This is a genomic window from Candidatus Eisenbacteria bacterium, from assembly GCA_005893275.1.
GTDB lineage: Bacteria > Eisenbacteria > RBG-16-71-46 > SZUA-252 > SZUA-252 > WS-7.
In genome coordinates this window covers 18,863-37,555 of sequence record VBOW01000065.1, presented here as the reverse complement: position 1 = coordinate 37,555, position 18,693 = coordinate 18,863, and the positions used below count along the sequence as shown (strand labels likewise).

Here is an 18,693-nt window from a genome sequence, read left to right as displayed (position 1 = left end):
CCTCGTCACGCCGATGAGAGGCCCGTTTCTCGACCGCGCCCGCCAGCTCACCGATCTCAGCGCCCCGACCTCCCGGACACGCGTCGAGCTGTGGCGCGCCGGGATCCGGATGGTCGAGGACCATCCCGCGCTGGGTGTCGGCGTCGATGCCTATCTCGCCGCGTTTCCTCGCTATCGAACCTCCAGGCTGACCGAGCTCGAATGGGGCGGCACGCCGGCGAAAGCCCATAGCGATGCGATCCAGATCCTCGCGACCCAAGGAATTCTCGGAGGCCTTGCGGCGCTGGCGATCGCGCTCTTCGCGGCTCGGGCGGTGTGGCGTGTGGCGCGCCGCGGGAGTCCCGAAGCGCGCGGCGCCGCGGTCGCGGCCGGTGCCGCGCTCGTGGGCTATGCCGTGCCGAGTCTGGTCGGGTTCGCGACGGTCGCGACCAGCTCGCTCGCTGCCGCGCTCGCCGGCTGGGCGGCGCGTGCGGCGTGGCTCGCGGATGCGGAGCAGGAGGCGGGCGGCTCCGCGCACACGTCGGGCGCGACGGCCTCGCCGCGCTCGGTCTGGCACTTCGCGGTCGGGGCCGCGGTCGCGGGAGCCGTATGGCTTTCGCTTGTCGCGAAGCCGCTCCGCGCCGAGATCTCTCTCGCCGAGGGCCTGCGCTATCCGGCCGGGAGTCGCCAGCGCGAGGACCTTCTCGCCCGCGCGGCGGCAACCGCCCCGTGGGATCCACGATACTACACCGAGCTCGGGCGCTCGCTTTTCTACGAAGGGCTCGTGGGGCACGACCCCGACCAAAGGTGGGATTCTTTCGTTCGCGCGCGCGGCGCGCTCATGAATTCCGTCCGGGCCGCGCCCGAGGATGGAGACACGGGGGTCCTTCTCGCGAGCGTGGCGTCGGCTCAGGCAGCGATGAGACCCCAGCCGAATTCAATGAATGAAGTCCGGCAGGCCTTTCTACGCGCGGTAGCCCTTGACCCGCTCAACCCCACCGTCCTGGTCGCGGCGGAGCGCGGGTTCCTCGCCTCGGGGCTGGACGAGGACGCGCGGGAGATGGCGCTTCGCTGTGCAACGGCCTATCCCGACTACGCGCCGCCGCTGGCCGATCTCGGCTCGATCGCGCTGAATCAGGGGAGAACGGCGGCCGCGGCCGAGACCTTGAGGCTCGCCGTGCGGAGACAGTGGCGAGGAGACACGGCGGGCGCCGCGAACGCGTGGAACGACCTCGCGCGAGCGAGCCTTACGCTGGGAGAGTTCGGTCAGGCCCGGGACGCCGCGGACAGCGCCCTTGCGTATAACCCCGGGCTCGCCGACGCCTTCGGAGTCCGGGAAGCAGCGAAGCGTGCGCTCTCGCAAGGGGTGGGGGGCAGGAAGCCCGGTCGTGCAGGTTCCAAGTAGGGGATAAGGCGGCGCCGGCGAGAATCGGGGCGAGAGGATTTGAACCTCCGACCCCCTGCGCCCAAGGCAGGTGCGCTACCGGGCTGCGCTACGCCCCGGTCATGACCGGCGCCTCGAGGCCACTGTAACCGCCGCCGCCCCGGAGCGTCAATCGAAGCGGCCCGCGGCGCAAAACGGGCCTCCGGCTCCGGGCGCGAGCCCCGAAAGAGGCCCGCTTGACGCGGCGCGCGCGGCGGCCTATCGTCCAGGAAAGCCCCGACACAAACTTCATCGCATTGGGGGTGTAACGTGGCAGGAGTGAACAAGGTCATCCTGGTAGGAAATCTTGGATCGGACCCGGAGGTCCGCACCACGCCCGGCGGGCAGCGCGTCGCGAACTTCAGACTCGCGACCTCGCGCAACTGGACCGGGCAGGACGGGCAGCGCCAGGAGAAGACCGAGTGGCATTCGATCGTCGCCTGGGCCAAGCTCGCGGAGATTTGCGAGCGCTACCTCACGAAGGGAAAGCAGGTCTACGTCGAGGGGCGTCTCGAGACGCGCTCGTGGCAGGACAAGGAAGGGCAGACGCGTTACAAGACCGAGGTCATTTGCGAGACGATGCAGATGCTCGGGCGCGCGGGAGAGCGCAACGGTGAGCCCGCGATGGATGCGCCACCGCGCGGCGGTGCCCCGGAGGAAAGCCTTTCGCCCGCGGGGGGCACCGCGGACGACGATCTGCCGTTCTAGCCGGGCGGGGCTCGGTCTAACGGCCGCTTGGTTTCGGGCCGCCTCGGGGCCGGCCCCCGATCTACTGAATGTATCCGAGCGAGCGGAGCCTCTCGCGCAGCTCCTGATCCACGGGAGAGCGCAGAGGCTCTTCGCTTTGTCCGGGCGCGCGCGCGGTCTCGTAGGTCTCAAGCCGGGTCTCGCGCTCCACGCGCTTCACGATCTGGGGTTCGAGCCCCCCGGGGATGGGTCGCCCGTCCATGTCGCGGGCCGTCGGGAGTCCGTAGATCGCGAGAATCGTCGGCGTGATGTCGAGGACGGTCGCGCCCGAGATGTTCCCTCCTTTCACGACGTGCGGCCCCATCATGAAAATCATCCCGTCGAGCTTGTGCGCCATGACGCCCTTTCCCCCGCCCATGAACCCGTGGTCGGAGCAGACGATCACGTCGGTGCCCGCGCCCGCCTCCTTCATGAAGTCGCCGAGCATGCGGTCCGTGAAGACGTAGTAGTTCGGGATCAGATGCCTGATCCATGCGATCTCCGCGTCGGTGAGCGGCGGGCTGTAAGTGCCCCCCGGCAAATCGATGTCCCAATACACATGCGATATCTCGTCGACCCCACGGAAATAGACCGTGAAGAAGTCGGGATGCTTCGTGCGATAGAGCTCCATCGCGATGCGGTAGAAGGTCATGTCGGCGGCATAGACCCATCGGAGCTCGTGGACCAGCTGCTCCTGCCGCGGGGTCACGTTCGTCGTGTCGATCGCGGGCACGAACTGGAAGATCTCCGCCCAGGACACGCTCTCGGGCTTCCGCCTCAACCGCTCCACCATCGCGTCCAGGCTGTCGGGGTACGTGCGGCGCGAATCCCGTTTGGGCCAGGAGCCCACGTCGTACTGAACGTAATCGCTAATCAGGACGCCGTTCACCGGCTGCGCGGGCCACGTCGTCCACCATCCGACGACGCCGACCGTGCGTCCGAGCCCGCCCAGGATCTGCCAGATCGAGCGCGCTCTCCAGAGGTTCGAGGTTGCGGGAGATTCATCCTCGCCGGGCGTCTTGGCCGCGCGCGCGCGCGCGTTCTCCTGTTGGCGCTGCTTCACGAAGAAATCCAGGATGCCGTGTTTCTGCGGGACTTTCCCCGTCGCGATGCTCGCCCAGATGATCGGGCTCTTGGTCAGGGGCTCGAGGGAGCGGAGCTTTCCGCTGGAGCCTTGGTCGCGCATCCGCGCGAAGTTGGGGCATCGGCCCTGGTCGAGAAGGGGACCGAGCACGTCCCATTCGCCTGCGTCGACGCCGACCAAGAGCACGCGGGTGCGCGGCTTCTCGCCTGCGCGCGCGCAGTTCCAGGCGGCGGCGCCGAGCAGGAGCGCCAGGGCGAGCGAGGCGACGAAACGGGTACGGGTCGAGTGGGTCACGGAGGCTCCTGGGGTTGCATTCCTGGGGTTCGGCTCTCTCCTTACACCGTCCAAGCGGCCTGGAGTTCCCCAGTTTGGGGCTCCCCGAGCGGCAAAACTATGGTTTCAACGCGGAGAAGGCCAGCCCCATCTAACGATCTGATTCCGAAGCCCGCTGTGGAGGGTCCCCCCAACGTCAGGAGAGCCCATGCGTCCTACTCTCGCCTTGGCAGTCCTCACCCTGGCCGTGATTCCCGCCAGCGTCTCGGCCGGCCGATATACATATGGATTTGACAACGACCGGGAGTATCTAGGCTGGGCGATCGTCTCGCACGGCAATACCAGCATGTCGGGTCTGGACGATCTCGACTCCGTGGAAAAGCTCAAATCGGATTTCGGGGAAGAATTCCTCTACATCCGCCTGGGTGAGGATCGCTACGTGATCCGCGATCGACCCCTGATCGCGCGGGCCAAGGACGCGGCGAAGCCGGTGGGGGAAGCCGGCCGAGAGGTGGGCGAGATCGCCCGCGCCCGGGCCGAGCGGGCGCTCGGCGATTCGGATGGCTCCCGGCGCCAGGCGAAGCTGATGCGCCGGCAGGGCCGCCTCGCCGGCCAAATCGCTCGGCGCGCGAGCCGTGGCGAGTCCACCGAGGAATTGGAGCGCGAGCTGGACCAGGTCACCCGGGAGCTGGATGAGCTCACAGCGGATCGCCAAGACGAGACGCGGACGAAACGCGAGGAAAGGGATCTCTCCGCGCGGCAGCACGCCGCCTCCGAGCGAATCCAGAAAGCGGCGCGGCGGCTCAACCAGGAGATGCGCGATATTCTACGCGACGCGAAGTCGCGGCGGATGGCGGAACGCGTCCCCGAACCTTGACTTTCGCGCCCCCCTCGCCTAGCTTCTAGCGGCTGTATTACCCCACCCCGCGCGCGCCGCTAGCTCAACTGGCAGAGCAACTGACTCTTAATCAGTAGGTTCTAGGTTCGATTCCTAGGCGGCGCACCAGTTTAGCTGGACGACTGTAGTGTGGCTCCGCGCGCACCGTCGCGTGAAGCGTATCCGGAGCGAACCCCATCTTGTGCACGATGAGCACGGGGCTGACCGCCCAGCTTCAAACGCGCGGCACAGCCTGGCTTAGAGCTTGGAACTGGCCGGGGCAGCCGCAGGTTTGTTATGTTGTGCCCGCCGGGCGGATCCGTCTTCGGAATGCGGCGCACCGAATCCACAGGGAGGAGTTGTCTCCCGGTGAGTCCTAATCCTAGAAGCGCAAGGGTGTCCTTCGCAGCAGGCGCCGCCGCTGGGTTCGGCGAGGACGTGAAGTGTCGCGTCGCGGAATACTTCGCGACGAGAGGGGTCTCTTCGAAGGCCAATGCCTCGATGGTGGCCAAGACGTTCGTCTTGTTATCCGTCACATTCGGGGCCTACGGCCTAATCCTCAGCAATCGGTTTCCCCCTTGGGAGATGCTTGGCCTGGCTGTCGTCATGGGGGCAGGAGTCGCGGGTATCGGCTTCGGCATCGCACACGACGCCCTTCACGGGGCGTACTCATCGCGCCCTCGGATCAACAAGCTTCTTGGCTTCAGCTTCGAATTGATGGGCGCCAGCGGATACATGTGGAAAATCACCCACAACGTCATCCACCACACATATCCGAACATTCACGGCCTAGACGAGGATCTCGAGGCGTCACCTCTCTTGCGCCTGTCACCCCAGGCGAGGCTGCGGAGCATTCACCGGTTCCAGCATCTCTACGCGTTCGCCGCCTACAGCCTCACGACACTTCAGTGGGTGTTCTCCAAGGATTATCGCTATTTCCTCAAGCAAGAGCTGGGTCCCTTCCGCGGTAGGCAACACCCCAGATCCGAGGTGGCGACACTTCTCGCCGCGAAGCTCCTATACTACGCTTACACCATTGTGATCCCGCTCATGGTCCTGAAGATCGCCTGGTGGCAGTTCCTGATCGGATTCCTCGCCATGCATCTCACGGCGGGAGCGATTCTGGGCATCGTATTTCAGCTCGCGCACGTCGTCGAAGACACAGAGCATCCGAGTCCCGAGCCCAACGGCCAGATGGACAACGCCTGGATGATTCATCAAATGGAAACGACATCGAATTTCGCGATGTCGAATCGGATCCTGTCCTGGTACGTCGGCGGGCTGAACTACCAGGTCGAACACCATCTGTTTCCCAAAGTGTGCAGCGCTCATTATCCCGCCCTCAGCCGGATCGTACGCGACACTGCGGTGAAGCACGGCGTGCCGTATCACCACCATGAGACGATGTATGCGGCGATCCGATCCCACTATCGAACCCTGAAAAGGCTCGGGAACCCTCTCGCGTCGATCCTGTGACCGGCCGATGCGGGGGGCCGAGTCGATGCGGTCATCCGAGCCCGGCCGCTCGCGCGATCAGAAACAACCCTGCCCCGACAACCACGGCCCCGGTGGCTCGCGCGACGCGCACACCGGCCGGCGCGAGACGTTCGACGGTGATGGCTGCCGCGACCAAAGCCATCGCGCGAAGGTCCATGACCCCGATGACCAGGAGGATCACGATCAGACCGGCACAGCATTGGGTGCAGTGGAGGCCGAGGCGCAGGCCGTGTCGCCAGGCCGTGCCGGCGTCGGCCGGCAGCGTACGGCCGCGCCCGGGTAGCTCCCGGCAGCAGGCAAGGTGACGCGCCTTCCACGCGGTGAGCTGGAGGGAGCCGGCGATCAGGACAACCACACCGACCGCGATCGGTACGGCCCGCGCCAGCGCCGGCTGCTGCATCTCGACCGCCGCCAGCGCGACGCCCAGCGGAAAGGCGGCCATTCCGAACACGGTCCAGACGAAGAAGTACCCCACGCCCGCGAGGACAGTCAGCAGACCCAGCCGCGTCTCGCCTGTGCTGCCGACGGCGTGGCGGTAGCGCTGCAGCATGGGGACCAAGGACGGCAGCATCATCGCCACCATCATCACGATCCACATGCCAAGGAACGACGCCGCGGCGACGGGCCACGTCTGCCCGGGCATCCGCATCCACGCCATCGACATCGTCCAGCCGCCGGGCATCGGCATCTCGCCCACCACCGACATGGACGCGCACCAGACGATCGTTCCCGCCGCGCTGGCAGCGAAGAGCAGTGCTGAGACGCCCAAAAAAGCTTGTCGGGAAGCTCGCGCGGAAGCCATGTGTCGTGAGATCTCGTCCCGCGGTTGCGCCACGACAACCATGACTTCCCTCAGCGCTTGTCGTACTCGTCGTGGCGGCGCATCCAGACGCCGGTCTCGTTGCGTCCCCTGGGTGCGCGGTCGAGCCACTGGTACAGGCCCCAGAGGCCGTCCAGTCCGCGCGCATAGGCGGAATAGGTGTGGTAGACGACGCCCTCCTCGAGCGCGAACGCGCTCATGCCCGGCCTCTCGCGCATGTACGTGGCCACGTCGGTTCCGGTCGTGGCCGCTAAGGACCCCGCGTCGCCACCCTCCGAACCCTCGCGCCGTCTCCTCGCCGCCTCGCGCTGGTAGTTGTATTCGGCCCCTTCGCGCTGTTGTTCCTCGGTGAGCGAGACGTTGAAGTCGAAGTTGAAGTCCCCGCCGAGCGAGGACGCCCAGGGGAACGTCCAGCCCATCCGCTGCTTGAACGCCTGCAGCTTGGCGAGCGGAGCCCGCGACACCGCCGAGAGCGTGACGTCGTGGTTGGCGAGATGGACGACGAAGCCGTCGAACCCGTCCGCGATCGCCGAGCAGTGCGGACACCCCGCCGTGTAGTCGGGCCCGAACATGAAGTGGTAGACGAGGAGCTGCGAGCAGCCTCGGAAGAGATCTGCCAGCGAGGCGCTCCCCTCGTCGGTTTCGAATCGATACTCCTTGTCGATCCGGACCCACGGGAGCTCCTGCCGCCGCCGCGCCAGCTCGTCGCTGCGCCGCGTTAGCTCCTTCTCCGCCTCGAGCAGCTTGAGCCGTGCCGCGAGCCACTCATTACGTGTCCCGGTCGTGTGCTTCGTCATTGTTCCTTTCTCCTTCAGCTTCGTCATCGCTCTTCTCTCCTTCCTGTCGTTACTTGGAGGGGCCCATCATTCGCGCGCCCGCTTGGTCCACTGCCAGAGCCCCGCGGTGACGCCTGAAGGCAGGCGGTGCCCAATTGCCGCGCCAGCATGACCGGCTGCCCACGATGGTGAGCCTCGTTCGCCACGAAGTAACTGAGAAAGTGCGGAAGGTCCGTAGGGAAGTTCTGCCAGGCCGCTCGGGGAACCACGCCGCTACCACCCCACACCGCGGCGGGGGGATGCGGGGTATTCAGATGATCGTTTCTGCGGTGAGGTCTGGAGCAAACTCAGCGATCTTCAGAAGAAAAGCTCTTGGATCGTTGGGGGTAAGGTACAGACCGAATCGTTTCGCTCTTCGTTTGAGCAGAACACCGTTGGACAGCCGGACGCATGGCGTCACCGACGGCCAGCCGATTCGAGTGGCGAACATGCCTTTCTGCCAATATGCGGTGACGAAGTCGGACCATGGGTAGTGCCGGGTCCAGGGTCCGTAACGGACCCGAAGCCCTTCCGGACTCACTGTGTAGAAGGTCGAATAGAGTGGCCAGAAAAAGAGGCAGAGAATGGCCACGGTGAGTACGATCGCAGCCCAGATCGGCACTGAGAGCTGAGAAGAGGGAGCGCTGAGCGTTTCGGGGATGACGGCGACCGTGGCAAAGATGGCGAGAAGGAGGATTGTCACGAGGCCAACGCTCGGCGCCGGGTGATCCACGTACTTCCGACTCGCGCGATCTGACACGGTACCTCCCGACTTAAGCCACGTAGACGCAGCCCCTACTCGACTTTGGCTCCGTTCTCAATGAGAAGTTGGCGCAGGATAGAGCGGTGGCAGCGGCTCTCGTGCTCGCAGTAGCAGCCCACGGAGAAGTTCGTTGCATGCGACAGTGCGGCCAAGAGCTTCAGGGCGTGCCTGGCGTAGGGCTCTGCCATCTCGGCCCTGTACCTCTTCGTGAACTTGGCCCATTGCGCCGGCGTCCTCGCTTCTTGGCCGACCTTCATCGTCTCAACGCTCGGAGCCAGATTCGGAAACCAGACGTCGTACCAGTTCTGGGACGAGAACTCGCCTTTCGGCACACCGCGGGGAGGGCGACGAACGGTTCCTATCCTTGTTCCCTCGCCGTGGTCACGCGAAGTGCCAAGACGGACAATTCGAACGCTCATGGGCGGCTCCTGATGCGGTCGGCGGCAACCAGGGATGATCCCAGCGCCCCCATGGTAAACGCATCACAAACAAAGCAAGAAGCCTTCCTCGCCGCGCGAGGTTGAACCGGATCGTATATCCCACGAAATGCGATTTGCGCGGCACCAGGTCCCCACGATCGAACCATCGCGCCGATGCCGGAGTTGGAAGCGCGGCACTCTGCAACGAGTGGAGGGCACGCTAGCTGCATTGTTCAGCCTTGCGCCGTGGGGCCCTGGGGGGGCCCGGTCGATCGCGACGATCTCCAAACACAGTCCAAGCCAGACACCCGGGCGCGCCGTTCCGGGAGTAGGCCAAAGAGACGTACACCCTGAAGGAGTTGCATCCATGCGCCAGTCCGAGTCCCGGTACCGCTTGCCCTCCGCTGTGGCATTGGTTTTCTGCCCGCTTCTCCTCTTGGCGGCAACCACGGCAGCCTGGGCAAATCCCTCGCCGATCCCGGCGGGCTCCAAGCTAGTCTTCAATTTCAACGTCATCGGTTATCCCGCGACCAAGAGCTACGGGGGTGACTGCGGCAACGGTCACCGAATCTTCGTCAATCGCGACGCGAAGGGGGCACAGGTGCGCGTCACGAATTCCACCACCGACTGGAGCATCGTGGACTGTAACGCGACCGCCGGTCACCAGGCCGTTCTCGCCACGAACCAGGTCGGAATCTACGACATCTACGTCAGGATCTTGGGCAAGATCGGCGGGAATCTGCACGTCTGCGCGGACACCCTGTCCGATTTCCTAAATGGTGAAACCCTGTGTCAGGTGGGGACCATCGATTTGACGCGCGGCAAAGGTCAATCCAAGTTCACGCTCGCTCCCTCGGCAATGTTCGACGCGAGCCTCGTAGACTTGATGTGGACCGTGGACGCGAATCCCGACTTCCGGATCGCGCAGTTCCGCGTCTATTCACGTCCCTAGCATCATCGTCTCCGACAATCACGATGAGCGAGGCCCGGGGCCACCGTCCCGGGCCTCGACTCTTTGGGTTCGATTCCTGGCCGGCGCACGCTCACGCCGGCTCGCGATCTCCCGTTGGCGGTAGCACGAGACCTCATGATCGTTCACCATTCCCACCGCCTGCATGAAGGCGTACATGATCGTGGACCCGACGAACCGGAAGCCCCGCTTTCGGAGATCGACGCTCAGGGCATCCGATTCCGGGGTGCGCGCGGGGACCTCGCGCAGGCTTGTTCGGTGATTCTGGATCGGCTTCCCATCCACGAATCGCCAGACGTAGCTGTCGAAGCTCCCGAACTCCTTCCGCACGTCGAGAAACGCGCGGGCGTTCGACACGGTCGATTCGACCTTGAGGCGATTCCGCACGATGCCCGCATTCTTGAGGAGCATTGCCCGCCGCCGCGCATCGAAACGAGCGACACGCGCCGGATCGAAACCGGCGAAGGCTTCGCGGTAGCTCTCCCGTTTGCGAAGGATCGTGCTCCACGAAAGGCCCGCTTGCGCACCCTCTAAGATTAGGAACTCGAAGAGGCGCCGATCGTCGTGCACCGGCACGCCCCATTCCTCGTCGTGGTAGCGACGCATCAGGGGATCGTCGCCGGCCCACGCGCAGACCCGTCTGCCCGCCATCAATCCGGGCGGATGTTCTGGTTCATGCGAAAGAAATTCGTCGGGTCGTAGGTTCGCTTGAGCGCCTTCAGCCGCGCGTACTTCGGCGCTCCGTAGGCTTGCCTGACGCGCTCCTCCCCCTCCTCCATCAAGAAATTGACGTACACGCTCGTGTGGTGTGGAGCGAGGGCGGTCCAGAAGGCGCGGGCCCACTCCCGCTCTGCGTCGAATCCATCCCCGGTTTCGCTGTTGCCGTTGATGTTGAACGTGAAGCCTGCGTTCCGGCCGTGGAATGCGGTATCGTCGTCAGCGACTCGGGAGACGGCACCTCCCATCTGCCACAGGGCGAGGCTTGTGATGGGTGACGTGATGCGATTCCCGTATTCCACCACGATATCGATGACATCGTCGTCGAGCCGCGCGACGTCGCAGGACCTTACGTAATACCAGCAGCCGCGCCGGAACGACGGGTCGAACATCGCCTGATGAGCGAGAAACGGCTTGGGCTGACACAGGTCGAGCACGGGCGACCCGAATCCCTTGAGCGGCCGCAGCACGCGCTCTCCGTCCTCCACCGGACCCGCGTAGCAGGCGGCCACCGCGATCACGCGCTTCCCGACGAGATCCGGTGGGACGGCGGGGAGCGCTGGCGCGCGACGCTGCACGACGATGGTCATCAACTCATCGGGACAGTCCGCGATCCAATCACGGTAGAGACGCAGCACCCGGGGAGCTTCCTCCATCGTCCAGAAGACCGGGCCCGCCATGACCTGAGGACCGAGCGGGTTCAGCCGGAACTCGAATTCGGTCACGATGCCGAAGTTGCCGCCGCCACCGCGAACGCCCCAGAACAGATCGGCATTCACGCTCTCGCTCGCCGTCACGAACTCTCCGTTCGCGGTGACGAGATCGACGGAGAGAAGCTGGTCGATCGTAAGCCCGTACTTCCGCATGATCCAACCGATGCCGCCGCCGAGCGTGAGCCCCGCGAGGCCGGTGTGGGTCACGACGCCCGCGGGAACCGCGAGGCCGAACGCTTGGGTTTCCCGGTCCAACTCGCCCAGGAGCACGCCGGCCTGGGCTCGCGCCGTTCTACGCTCGGGATCCACGCGAATTCCTCGCATGGGAGCCAGATCGATGATCATGCCGTCGTTGCAAGCGGACAAGCCGGGGAAGCTGTGCCCGCCGCTGCGCACCGCAACCAGCAGTCCCCGCTCCCGTGCGAATCGGACCGCCGCCAGGACATCCGCGACCCCGGTGCATCTGGCGATGACCCCGGGGCGGCGATCGATCGATCCGTTCCACACCCTCCGGAGCTTCTCGTAATCGGCACCCCCCGGACGGACGACATCGCCCCGAAATGTCTTGAGAAGGTTTTCGATGGCGGATGCGTCGATCGATACGACTTCAGCCGGCCGTGTCATGGAGTCCCCCTTGTTCTTTGCAGATGAGCCCCGAGGATATACGCGGCGGGGCCCCCTCGCCAGCGGATGAAATTGTGACGCTAACCGGGGCAGCTGGCCCGTCTCCCAAACCTCCGCTCGACACCACCCCTCTTCTCTGGTATAAACCTTTGTTCTCGCGATGCCTTGCAACTTTCACCGGGCGATGAAGCGCCTGCCACGTCGGGCGGCCAACCCCTTCCAACCGCAAACTCGAATTGAGGAGAAATAATGCTGGGAATCGGGACCAGAGGTCGGACGGCACTGGTGGCCCTCATGCTGGCGGCGCTTACGGCGCTGTGCGTGCTCGCGCCCCCCGCGACGGTTTTCGCGAAGGGTAGTGGGACGCATCACGGCGGGGGAGAGGCGAGTCTCGCGCTTCCGGACCTCAAGACCGTGACGTTCGTCGGAGGCGTCAACGGCCACAACCTTCTCATCTTCGGGCTTCTCATCTGCGCCCTCGGCATGGTGTTCGGCATCGCGGCCTACACGCGAATCCGGAAGCTCCCGGTCCATCAATCCATGGCGGAGATCTCGGAGCTGATCTACGAGACCTGCAAGACCTACCTGACCCAGCAGGGCAAGTTCCTCATCGTGCTATGGGCGTTCATCAGCGCCATCGTCCTGGTCTACTTCGGCTGGCTGGCCGTGACCGGCGTCAACGCCGCGGGCGAGATCCAGCGAGGATTCCCGCCCTTCAAGGTCGCGGTCATCCTGTTCTTCAGCCTCGTCGGGATGGCAGGAAGTTACAGCGTGGCGTGGTTCGGAATCCGGATCAACACGCTGGCCAACTCCCGGACCGCGTTCGCCGCCCTGACCGGAAAGCCTTTCTCCTGCTACTCCATACCACTCCGAGCCGGCATGAGCATCGGCATGGCGCTGATCTCGGTCGAGCTTCTGATCATGCTCATCATCCTGCTCTTCGTACCGGGGGACATGGCCGGGCCCTGCTTCATCGGCTTCGCGATCGGAGAGTCGCTCGGCGCCGCGGCGCTCCGAATCGCGGGTGGCATCTTCACGAAGATCGCCGACATCGGCTCGGACCTCATGAAGATCGTATTCAAGATCAAGGAGGACGACGCGAGGAACCCCGGCGTGATCGCGGACTGCACCGGCGACAACGCGGGAGATTCGGTGGGCCCCTCGGCCGACGGCTTCGAGACCTACGGCGTGACCGGAGTCGCGCTCATCTCCTTCATCCTGCTGGCCGTTCGCGAGCCGATCGTCCAGGTTCAGCTCCTGGTCTGGATCTTCGTGATGCGCGTCATGATGGTGGTCGCGAGCGGGCTCTCCTACCAGGTGAACGAGTGGATCAGCCGCCGCCAGTACGCGACGGCCGACAAGATGGACTTCGAGCATCCGCTCACGCGTCTCGTCTGGCTGACCTCCTTCGTCTCGATCGCGGCCACCTACGCCGCGTCGTACGTGCTCATCCGCGGCCTGGGCAACGGGTCGCTCTGGTGGAAGCTTTCGACGGTGATCACGTGCGGCACTCTGGCGGGAGCGGTAATCCCCGAGCTGGTCAAGATCTTCACCTCCATGAACTCCAAGCACGTGGCCGAAGTCGTGACCTGCTCGAAGGAGGGAGGCGCGTCGCTCAACATCCTGTCGGGGCTCGTGGCGGGGAATTTCAGCGCCTACTGGCTCGGCCTCGCGATTTTGATCCTCATGTCGCTCGCGTACGGGGTCAGCACGCTGGGGCTTGGAAGTCTCATGATCGCCCCCGCTGTCTTCGCCTTCGGGCTTGTGGCGTTCGGGTTTCTGGGGATGGGGCCGGTGACGATCGCGGTGGACTCCTACGGTCCGGTGACCGACAACGCGCAATCCATCTACGAGCTATCGGTGATCGAGACGATCCCGGGCATCCGCCAGCAGGTCAAGGCGCAGTTCGGATTCGACGTCGACTTCGAGCGGGCGAAGCACAATCTCGAGGAGAACGACGGCGCCGGGAACACGTTCAAGGCGACCGCCAAGCCGGTTCTCATCGGCACGGCCGTGGTGGGCGCGACCACGATGATCTTCTCGATCATCGTCGCCCTGACCGAGGGCCTGAAGCCCGAGTACGTGGCGAACCTCTCGCTCCTCCACGCGCCCTTCTTGCTGGGCCTGATCGCGGGGGGCGCCATGATCTACTGGTTCACGGGAGCTTCCACGCAGGCGGTGACGGCGGGCGCCTACCGCGCGGTCGAGTTCATCAAGCGGAACATCAAGCTCGAGGGGACGACCAAAGCCTCGGTCTCCGACTCCAAGAAGGTTGTCGAGATCTGCACCCAGTACGCGCAGAAGGGGATGTTCAATATCTTCCTCGCGGTCTTCTTCGGAACCCTGGCGTTCGCCTTCGTCGAGCCCTTCTTCTTCATCGGCTACCTGATCTCGATCGCGCTCTTCGGTCTGTTCCAGGCCATCTTCATGGCAAACGCGGGTGGGGCGTGGGACAACGCGAAGAAGGTGGTCGAGGTGACCTTGAAGGAGAAGGGAACAGAGCTGCACGCCGCCACCGTCGTCGGCGACACGGTGGGGGATCCGTTCAAGGACACCTCGTCCGTAGCCATGAACCCGGTGATCAAGTTCACGACCCTCTTCGGGCTTCTCGCCGTGGAGCTGGCCGTTTCCCTGGCGCGCCAGCAGGGCCCGACCCTGACGGGCGTCCTGGCCGCGGCGTTTCTTCTCGTGTCGATGACGTTTGTCTGGCGGTCGTTCTACGCGATGCGGATCACGGGGACGACGAAGTAGGCGGGAAGTAAAGGCGGCCCCGGCGCCTGCCTTAGCGCGCCTACTTCGCCCCCGGGTGCAGCGCCCAGTGAATGCCGGCGGTCACTCCGATGAACGGCGCCGATTTGTATCCGAACTTGTCCTTGTCGATCATGACGTGGTGGTAGTCGCCCTCGAACGCAAGACCCCAGGTCGAGCCGATCATCCAATCGAACCCCACGCCGCCGCGAAGCCCGAAGGCGGTCTGGGTCGATTCGACCGAAAACGTCGGCTCCACGTAGTTGTTTTTCACGCTGTAGAGCCCCACCCCGGCCACAAGGTAGGGGCTCACCCGGTTCGCGGTCGCGGGAGCGATCCATTTCCCGTGCGCGCCGTAATGGACGAGCTTGAATTCATCATCCGCGCTGGAGGACTTGAGGATCGCCGCGTAATCGTTGGATGGGTCGTTCTTCACGTACGATCCGTCCACACCGACCGCGAATTGGGGGGTGAGCGCGTAGGCCGCCGAGGCGCCCATCAGGAGGCCGGATTTCCAGTCCTTGCCGAAATCGCTCGTCGGAATGCCTATCCCCGCGTTGGCGTCAATCAGCCATCCGCCGCTCGCGGAGGCGGACGCGGCGGGCACGAGGAGCACGGCCGTAATCAGGAAAAAGCTCTTCCAGGATTCCATGGTATCTCCCCGTTTGGGTGGGGTTGCGCCGGATAAAAATGAGTCTACCGGTGCCGAGGGCACTTGCCGATGCCAAACTGGTAAAAGAATCCCGGCCGAGGATTGCTCCCCGGCCGGGTTGTTTTCTGCCCGCCCGCGCGCGGACGGTTCAGTCGAATCGTTGCCGACTACTGGTGCGAGCTTGGCGTGAGATTGAAGTGAAGCCCGCCCGAGAGTCCGATGTACTGCGAAGATTGGTCGCTCGTGAAGACATCGTTGTAGTCGGCCTGGAATCCGAGGCCCCAGTTCTGCCCCATCATCCAATTCAATCCAAGGCCGCCGCGAATACCCAACTTCGTCTCCGAATCGCTGATGTCCGGACCACCTGGAGGCGTGACCTCGACCTTGACATTGTAGAGACCTGCTCCGCCGACCAGGTACGGGGTCATCTTCGTACCCTTCGTGGACATCATGTACTTGGCGTGCACGCCGTAGTGGAGGAACTTGGCGGCGGCATCCGTGCCCGGCCCGAACACGGCGTCGAGCGCTGCCTGGTTGTCATCGCTGGGGTTGTTCTTGATGTAATTCCCATCGAAGCCGAGGGCGAACTGCGGGCTCATCATGTGAGAGGCATCGACGCCGATAAGGAGACCCGACTTGAACTCATTACCGAAGTCGCCCATCGGGAGTCCGACACCGGCGCGTGCATCGATCATCCAGCCGCCGTTGGCGAAGGCCGCCGCAGGGACGAGGAGCAGAAACGCCGCTAGCAAAAACAGGCTCTTCCGGGACCTCATGGTACCTCCACGTTCGGGGTTAACTGCGCGCTTGGGTGCCACAATAGTTGCAGGCGCGGGGGGCCATGGGAACCCCTCCGCAAAGCCGAGGCAGTGTACTTACCTATCGCGGGGGGGTAAAGGGATATCTGGATGAACTATGGGGCCGACCCTGGTAGAATCCTGGGAGCAGCTCACGAAATCATAGGATAGACAGTAACCCATTGGGGGCGAACGGATTCGACGGAGTGGTGAATTTAGGAACGCGCGCCGAGGTGCCCGTAGGCCTCGTAAAACCACGGGCGAAGATCAAAAGCCAATTCTGAATTGGCTCTGGCGGCTTAGCTGCCACGCTCGACCGGTCTGAGCCTGCCGAGGCTGGATCGGGCGTCATTAAGGTAGGCTGGTCCCAACGATCCGCTTGAGTCGGGGGGACGAGATCACATCGAGCTAGCGGCACCGTGACCTAGTCCGTTGGCGTCCGGGGCTGCGAAATCTGGATAACGGACTACGCGCGTAGTGCTCCTTCTGGATCTACTTTCGGACGAGGGTTCAATTCCCTCCGCCTCCACTTTTTTTCCCGCTTCCGCGCGCCCGGATCACGCCACCTCCCACCGGCGCGCGAGCCTTCGCGCTATCGCGAAAAACAGCGTCGCGGCTCCAACCAGCACGAGCACTTGCGGCCAGACGTGGGTGACCGGCTCCTCGCGCCAGAAGATCTTCGTGAATCCGTCGAGCGCCCACGCGTTGAACGTCACGAGCCCGATCTTCTGAAGAAACTCCGGCATGATGAAACGCGGAACCATGCTACCACCGAGGGCGGACATGACCAGCACGACGAGCGTGGTGAGCGCGCCGAGCTGAGCCCGCGTCTTACACGAGGCGGCGAGCGCCAGACCCAGGCCGGCCGAGGCAAAGGCGGTCACCGTCGCCATCAGGAAAAAACCTCCGAGATGGCGGAACAGCTCGACCTTGAACGCGAGCGCTCCCCAAAGAAACATCACCGTGAGCTGGCTGATTCCGAGTAGCGCCGAATAGAGAAGCTTCCCGAGAAGTAGGGTGCTCATCGTCACCCGCGAAGAGAGGATCCGGTCGAGGGTGCCGCTCTCGGATTCATCCAGGATCGCCCCTCCCGCCGCCGACGCGCTGAAGAGAAGGAACATGACGCCGATGCCGGCCGCGTAGAAGGCGACGAGCGGATTTTTCTTGTTCTCCCCGACCACGTCCCGAATATCCGCCGAGACCAGGCCGGTCAGGGTCGTGCCGCCGGCCGCGGCGCCCGCGCCGCCGCCACCGCCGGCCGCCTGCTTCCGCCTCGACTCTGAGTAGACGCGAAGCTCCTGCATGGACCGATCGACCCGCGCCCTTTGCTCGCTCGTGAGCCCGCCGCTCACGCGGTCCAGGTACTTGGCGCCTTCCGATGCCATTGCGTCCGGGAGCGAGACCATCGCCGATTTCTGAATCAGCCCGTACACCACTTGCGCCGCGATCGGATCGGAGCTGTCGTTCAGGATCTGAAGCTTGGTCTGCTTCGCCGAGGGGCCGAACTGGATTGGGGATTCCCCGAACCCCTTCGGAATGATCACCGCAACCGGGAGATCGCCCGAGCGCACGGCGGCTTCCGCGGTGCGCGCGTCATAGAGGGAAGCTTGAGCCCCTTTCGCCGCCGCGGGTCCGGTCTGGGCTCTCAAGCCTCCCTCTGCCAGCAGCGCTTCGACGAGGCGCCGGGACAGCTCGCTATGGTCTTCGTCGACCACCGCCATTCGGATCGGGTCGGTCCCGCCGCTCCTGCTTCCGAAGATCCCCGCGAAGATCGAGAAGAAGGCGATCGGCACGATGAAGCTCAAGGTGAGGGCGCCTCGGTCCCGGCGGAGGTTCATGAAGCCCGTTCGCACGATCGAGAAGATCATTCGCGGAGCCCCCTTCCGGTCAGGTGGAGAAATACCGATTCGAGGTTCGGCGACTTGAATGAGAGATCGCGGACCGGAACCGCTTCGGCCCGCGCGGACTCGAGAATCTCGGCGATTTCGAAGGCCGGATCAGAGACGGGGAACCGGAACGAGGCTCCGTTCACGGCGCCGCCTCGCGCCTCCGCCCACTTCGAGTGAGCCGCCGCGGCCTCCCCGTCGCAGTGGAGCACCAGCTCGCACCTCGAGCCGAAATTCTGGCGGACCAGCTCCCCGTGCGTTCCCAGCGCGATGATCTTCCCGTGGTCGATGATGGCGATGCGGTCGCAGAGCCGCTCGGCTTCCTCCATGTAGTGGGTCGTGTAGATCACCGAGGCGCCGTCCGCGCGAAGCTCCTCGACCATCGCGTAGATCCGCTGGCGCGACTGCGGATCGACCCCGGTCGTGGGCTCATCGAGGAGGACGAGCTTCGGCCTCTGCAAGAGCCCGGCGGCCATGTTGAGCCTTCGTTTCATTCCGCCGGAAAATTTCATCACCGGCTCTTTGGATCTCTCCGTGAGGCCGGCCCAATCGAGGCAGCCCCGGATCGCGCCGGGCAGCGCCTCCCCCGAGACTCCGGCATAGCGTCCGAACACGGTGAGGTTCTCTTCGGCGGTGAGCCGCGGATAGAGCGCGATCTCTTGCGGGATGTAGCCGATCCGCGCCCGCGCCTGGGCGCTCCCGACCGGATCGCCGAAGATCGTGATGGACCCTGAGTTCGGCACGACCCGGCCCACGACGCAGCGGATGAGGGTCGTCTTGCCCGCGCCGTTCGGGCCGAGGAGACCGAAGATCTCCCCCTCGGCCACGTGCAAGGAAACCCCCGCGAGGGCGGGACGGGAGCCATAGGACTTGACGAGCGATTCGACGCGAAGCGGGGCGTTCATGAAAT

18 protein-coding genes, 2 tRNA genes and 1 other RNA gene are annotated in these 18,693 nt (G+C 64.6%); 8 read left to right on the top strand and 13 right to left on the bottom strand.

Annotation, left to right across the window (positions count from 1 at the left end; all coding sequences use genetic code 11):
• The coding region (locus tag E6K76_10670) for a hypothetical protein (protein ID TMQ57388.1) at positions 1–1,384 on the top strand (1,384 nt) is incomplete at its 5' end.
• 24 nt (positions 1,385–1,408) lie between these two features.
• On the opposite strand, the gene E6K76_10665 is transcribed toward E6K76_10670, so the two are convergent.
• Positions 1,409–1,482, bottom strand: a tRNA-Pro gene (locus E6K76_10665).
• A 190-nt stretch (positions 1,483–1,672) separates the two neighbouring features.
• Between E6K76_10665 and E6K76_10660 the strand changes: the two genes are divergently transcribed.
• On the top strand, positions 1,673–2,110 hold the full coding sequence (locus tag E6K76_10660) for a single-stranded DNA-binding protein (protein ID TMQ57387.1): 438 nt from the start codon (positions 1,673–1,675) through the stop codon (positions 2,108–2,110).
• Positions 2,111–2,171: 61 nt separating this feature from the next.
• Here E6K76_10660 and E6K76_10655 read toward each other — a convergent pair whose 3' ends face one another.
• Positions 2,172–3,560, bottom strand: coding sequence for a hypothetical protein (locus E6K76_10655; GenBank protein TMQ57386.1), 1,389 nt, complete (start codon positions 3,558–3,560; stop codon positions 2,172–2,174).
• A gap of 133 nt (positions 3,561–3,693) precedes the next feature.
• Here E6K76_10655 and E6K76_10650 point away from each other — a divergent pair, with 133 nt between their 5' ends.
• The 3 genes from E6K76_10650 to E6K76_10640 all read left to right on the top strand — a co-directional run bounded on the left by E6K76_10650 (position 3,694) and on the right by E6K76_10640 (position 5,838).
• Positions 3,694–4,362, top strand: a complete 669-nt coding sequence (locus E6K76_10650; protein TMQ57385.1) for a hypothetical protein — start codon at positions 3,694–3,696, stop codon at positions 4,360–4,362.
• Between the two features lie 53 nt (positions 4,363–4,415).
• A tRNA-Lys gene (locus E6K76_10645) sits at positions 4,416–4,491 on the top strand.
• A gap of 201 nt (positions 4,492–4,692) precedes the next feature.
• Entirely contained in the window at positions 4,693–5,838 is a 1,146-nt protein-coding gene (locus E6K76_10640; protein TMQ57384.1) for an acyl-CoA desaturase, read from the top strand.
• A gap of 31 nt (positions 5,839–5,869) precedes the next feature.
• On the opposite strand, the gene E6K76_10635 is transcribed toward E6K76_10640, so the two are convergent.
• From E6K76_10635 to E6K76_10615, 5 genes are all read right to left on the bottom strand, one after another.
• On the bottom strand, positions 5,870–6,661 hold the full coding sequence (locus E6K76_10635; GenBank protein TMQ57383.1) for a DUF2182 domain-containing protein: 792 nt from the start codon (positions 6,659–6,661) through the stop codon (positions 5,870–5,872).
• A gap of 50 nt (positions 6,662–6,711) precedes the next feature.
• Positions 6,712–7,476, bottom strand: coding sequence for a DUF899 domain-containing protein (locus E6K76_10630; protein ID TMQ57393.1), 765 nt, complete (start codon positions 7,474–7,476; stop codon positions 6,712–6,714).
• 23 nt (positions 7,477–7,499) lie between these two features.
• Positions 7,500–7,769, bottom strand: a complete 270-nt coding sequence (locus E6K76_10625; GenBank protein TMQ57392.1) for a hypothetical protein — start codon at positions 7,767–7,769, stop codon at positions 7,500–7,502.
• On the bottom strand, positions 7,766–8,197 hold the full coding sequence (locus E6K76_10620) for a hypothetical protein (protein ID TMQ57382.1): 432 nt from the start codon (positions 8,195–8,197) through the stop codon (positions 7,766–7,768). The genes E6K76_10625 and E6K76_10620 overlap by 4 nt, the downstream gene beginning before the upstream one ends.
• A 92-nt stretch (positions 8,198–8,289) precedes the next feature.
• A complete protein-coding gene (locus tag E6K76_10615) occupies positions 8,290–8,676 on the bottom strand; it encodes a DUF488 family protein (GenBank protein TMQ57381.1) in 387 nt (128 codons plus the stop codon).
• A gap of 367 nt (positions 8,677–9,043) precedes the next feature.
• Here E6K76_10615 and E6K76_10610 point away from each other — a divergent pair, with 367 nt between their 5' ends.
• The gene (locus tag E6K76_10610; protein TMQ57380.1) at positions 9,044–9,628 is read left to right on the top strand and encodes a hypothetical protein; all 585 of its coding nucleotides are present in this window, start codon (positions 9,044–9,046) and stop codon (positions 9,626–9,628) included.
• An 18-nt stretch (positions 9,629–9,646) separates the two neighbouring features.
• On the opposite strand, the gene E6K76_10605 is transcribed toward E6K76_10610, so the two are convergent.
• A complete protein-coding gene (locus E6K76_10605) occupies positions 9,647–10,297 on the bottom strand; it encodes a DNA-3-methyladenine glycosylase I (GenBank protein ID TMQ57379.1) in 651 nt (216 codons plus the stop codon).
• On the bottom strand, positions 10,297–11,700 hold the full coding sequence (locus tag E6K76_10600) for an FAD-binding oxidoreductase (protein TMQ57378.1): 1,404 nt from the start codon (positions 11,698–11,700) through the stop codon (positions 10,297–10,299). Before E6K76_10600 ends, E6K76_10605 begins: the two co-directional genes overlap by 1 nt.
• A 294-nt stretch (positions 11,701–11,994) precedes the next feature.
• On the opposite strand from E6K76_10600, the gene E6K76_10595 reads away from it, so the two are divergent.
• Positions 11,995–14,451 carry a sodium-translocating pyrophosphatase gene (locus E6K76_10595; protein TMQ57391.1) on the top strand — a complete coding sequence of 819 codons (2,457 nt, stop codon included), beginning with the start codon at positions 11,995–11,997 and terminating at the stop codon, positions 14,449–14,451.
• A 40-nt stretch (positions 14,452–14,491) separates the two neighbouring features.
• On the opposite strand, the gene E6K76_10590 is transcribed toward E6K76_10595, so the two are convergent.
• A complete protein-coding gene (locus E6K76_10590; GenBank protein ID TMQ57377.1) occupies positions 14,492–15,100 on the bottom strand; it encodes a porin family protein in 609 nt (202 codons plus the stop codon).
• Positions 15,101–15,267: 167 nt separating this feature from the next.
• Positions 15,268–15,876 (bottom strand): porin family protein, encoded by a 609-nt coding sequence (locus E6K76_10585; protein ID TMQ57376.1) that lies wholly within the window; start codon positions 15,874–15,876, stop codon positions 15,268–15,270.
• A gap of 205 nt (positions 15,877–16,081) precedes the next feature.
• On the opposite strand from E6K76_10585, the gene ssrA reads away from it, so the two are divergent.
• Positions 16,082–16,429: a transfer-messenger RNA gene (gene ssrA / locus E6K76_10580) on the top strand.
• A 25-nt stretch (positions 16,430–16,454) separates the two neighbouring features.
• On the opposite strand, the gene E6K76_10575 is transcribed toward ssrA, so the two are convergent.
• Together E6K76_10575 and E6K76_10570 are read right to left on the bottom strand one after the other, a co-directional pair.
• Positions 16,455–17,765: an ABC transporter permease gene (locus E6K76_10575; protein ID TMQ57375.1), complete on the bottom strand. Its 1,311-nt coding sequence runs from the start codon at positions 17,763–17,765 to the stop codon at positions 16,455–16,457.
• A complete protein-coding gene (locus E6K76_10570) occupies positions 17,762–18,688 on the bottom strand; it encodes an ABC transporter ATP-binding protein (protein TMQ57374.1) in 927 nt (308 codons plus the stop codon). The genes E6K76_10575 and E6K76_10570 overlap by 4 nt, the downstream gene beginning before the upstream one ends.
• Positions 18,689–18,693 lie beyond the last annotated feature (5 nt).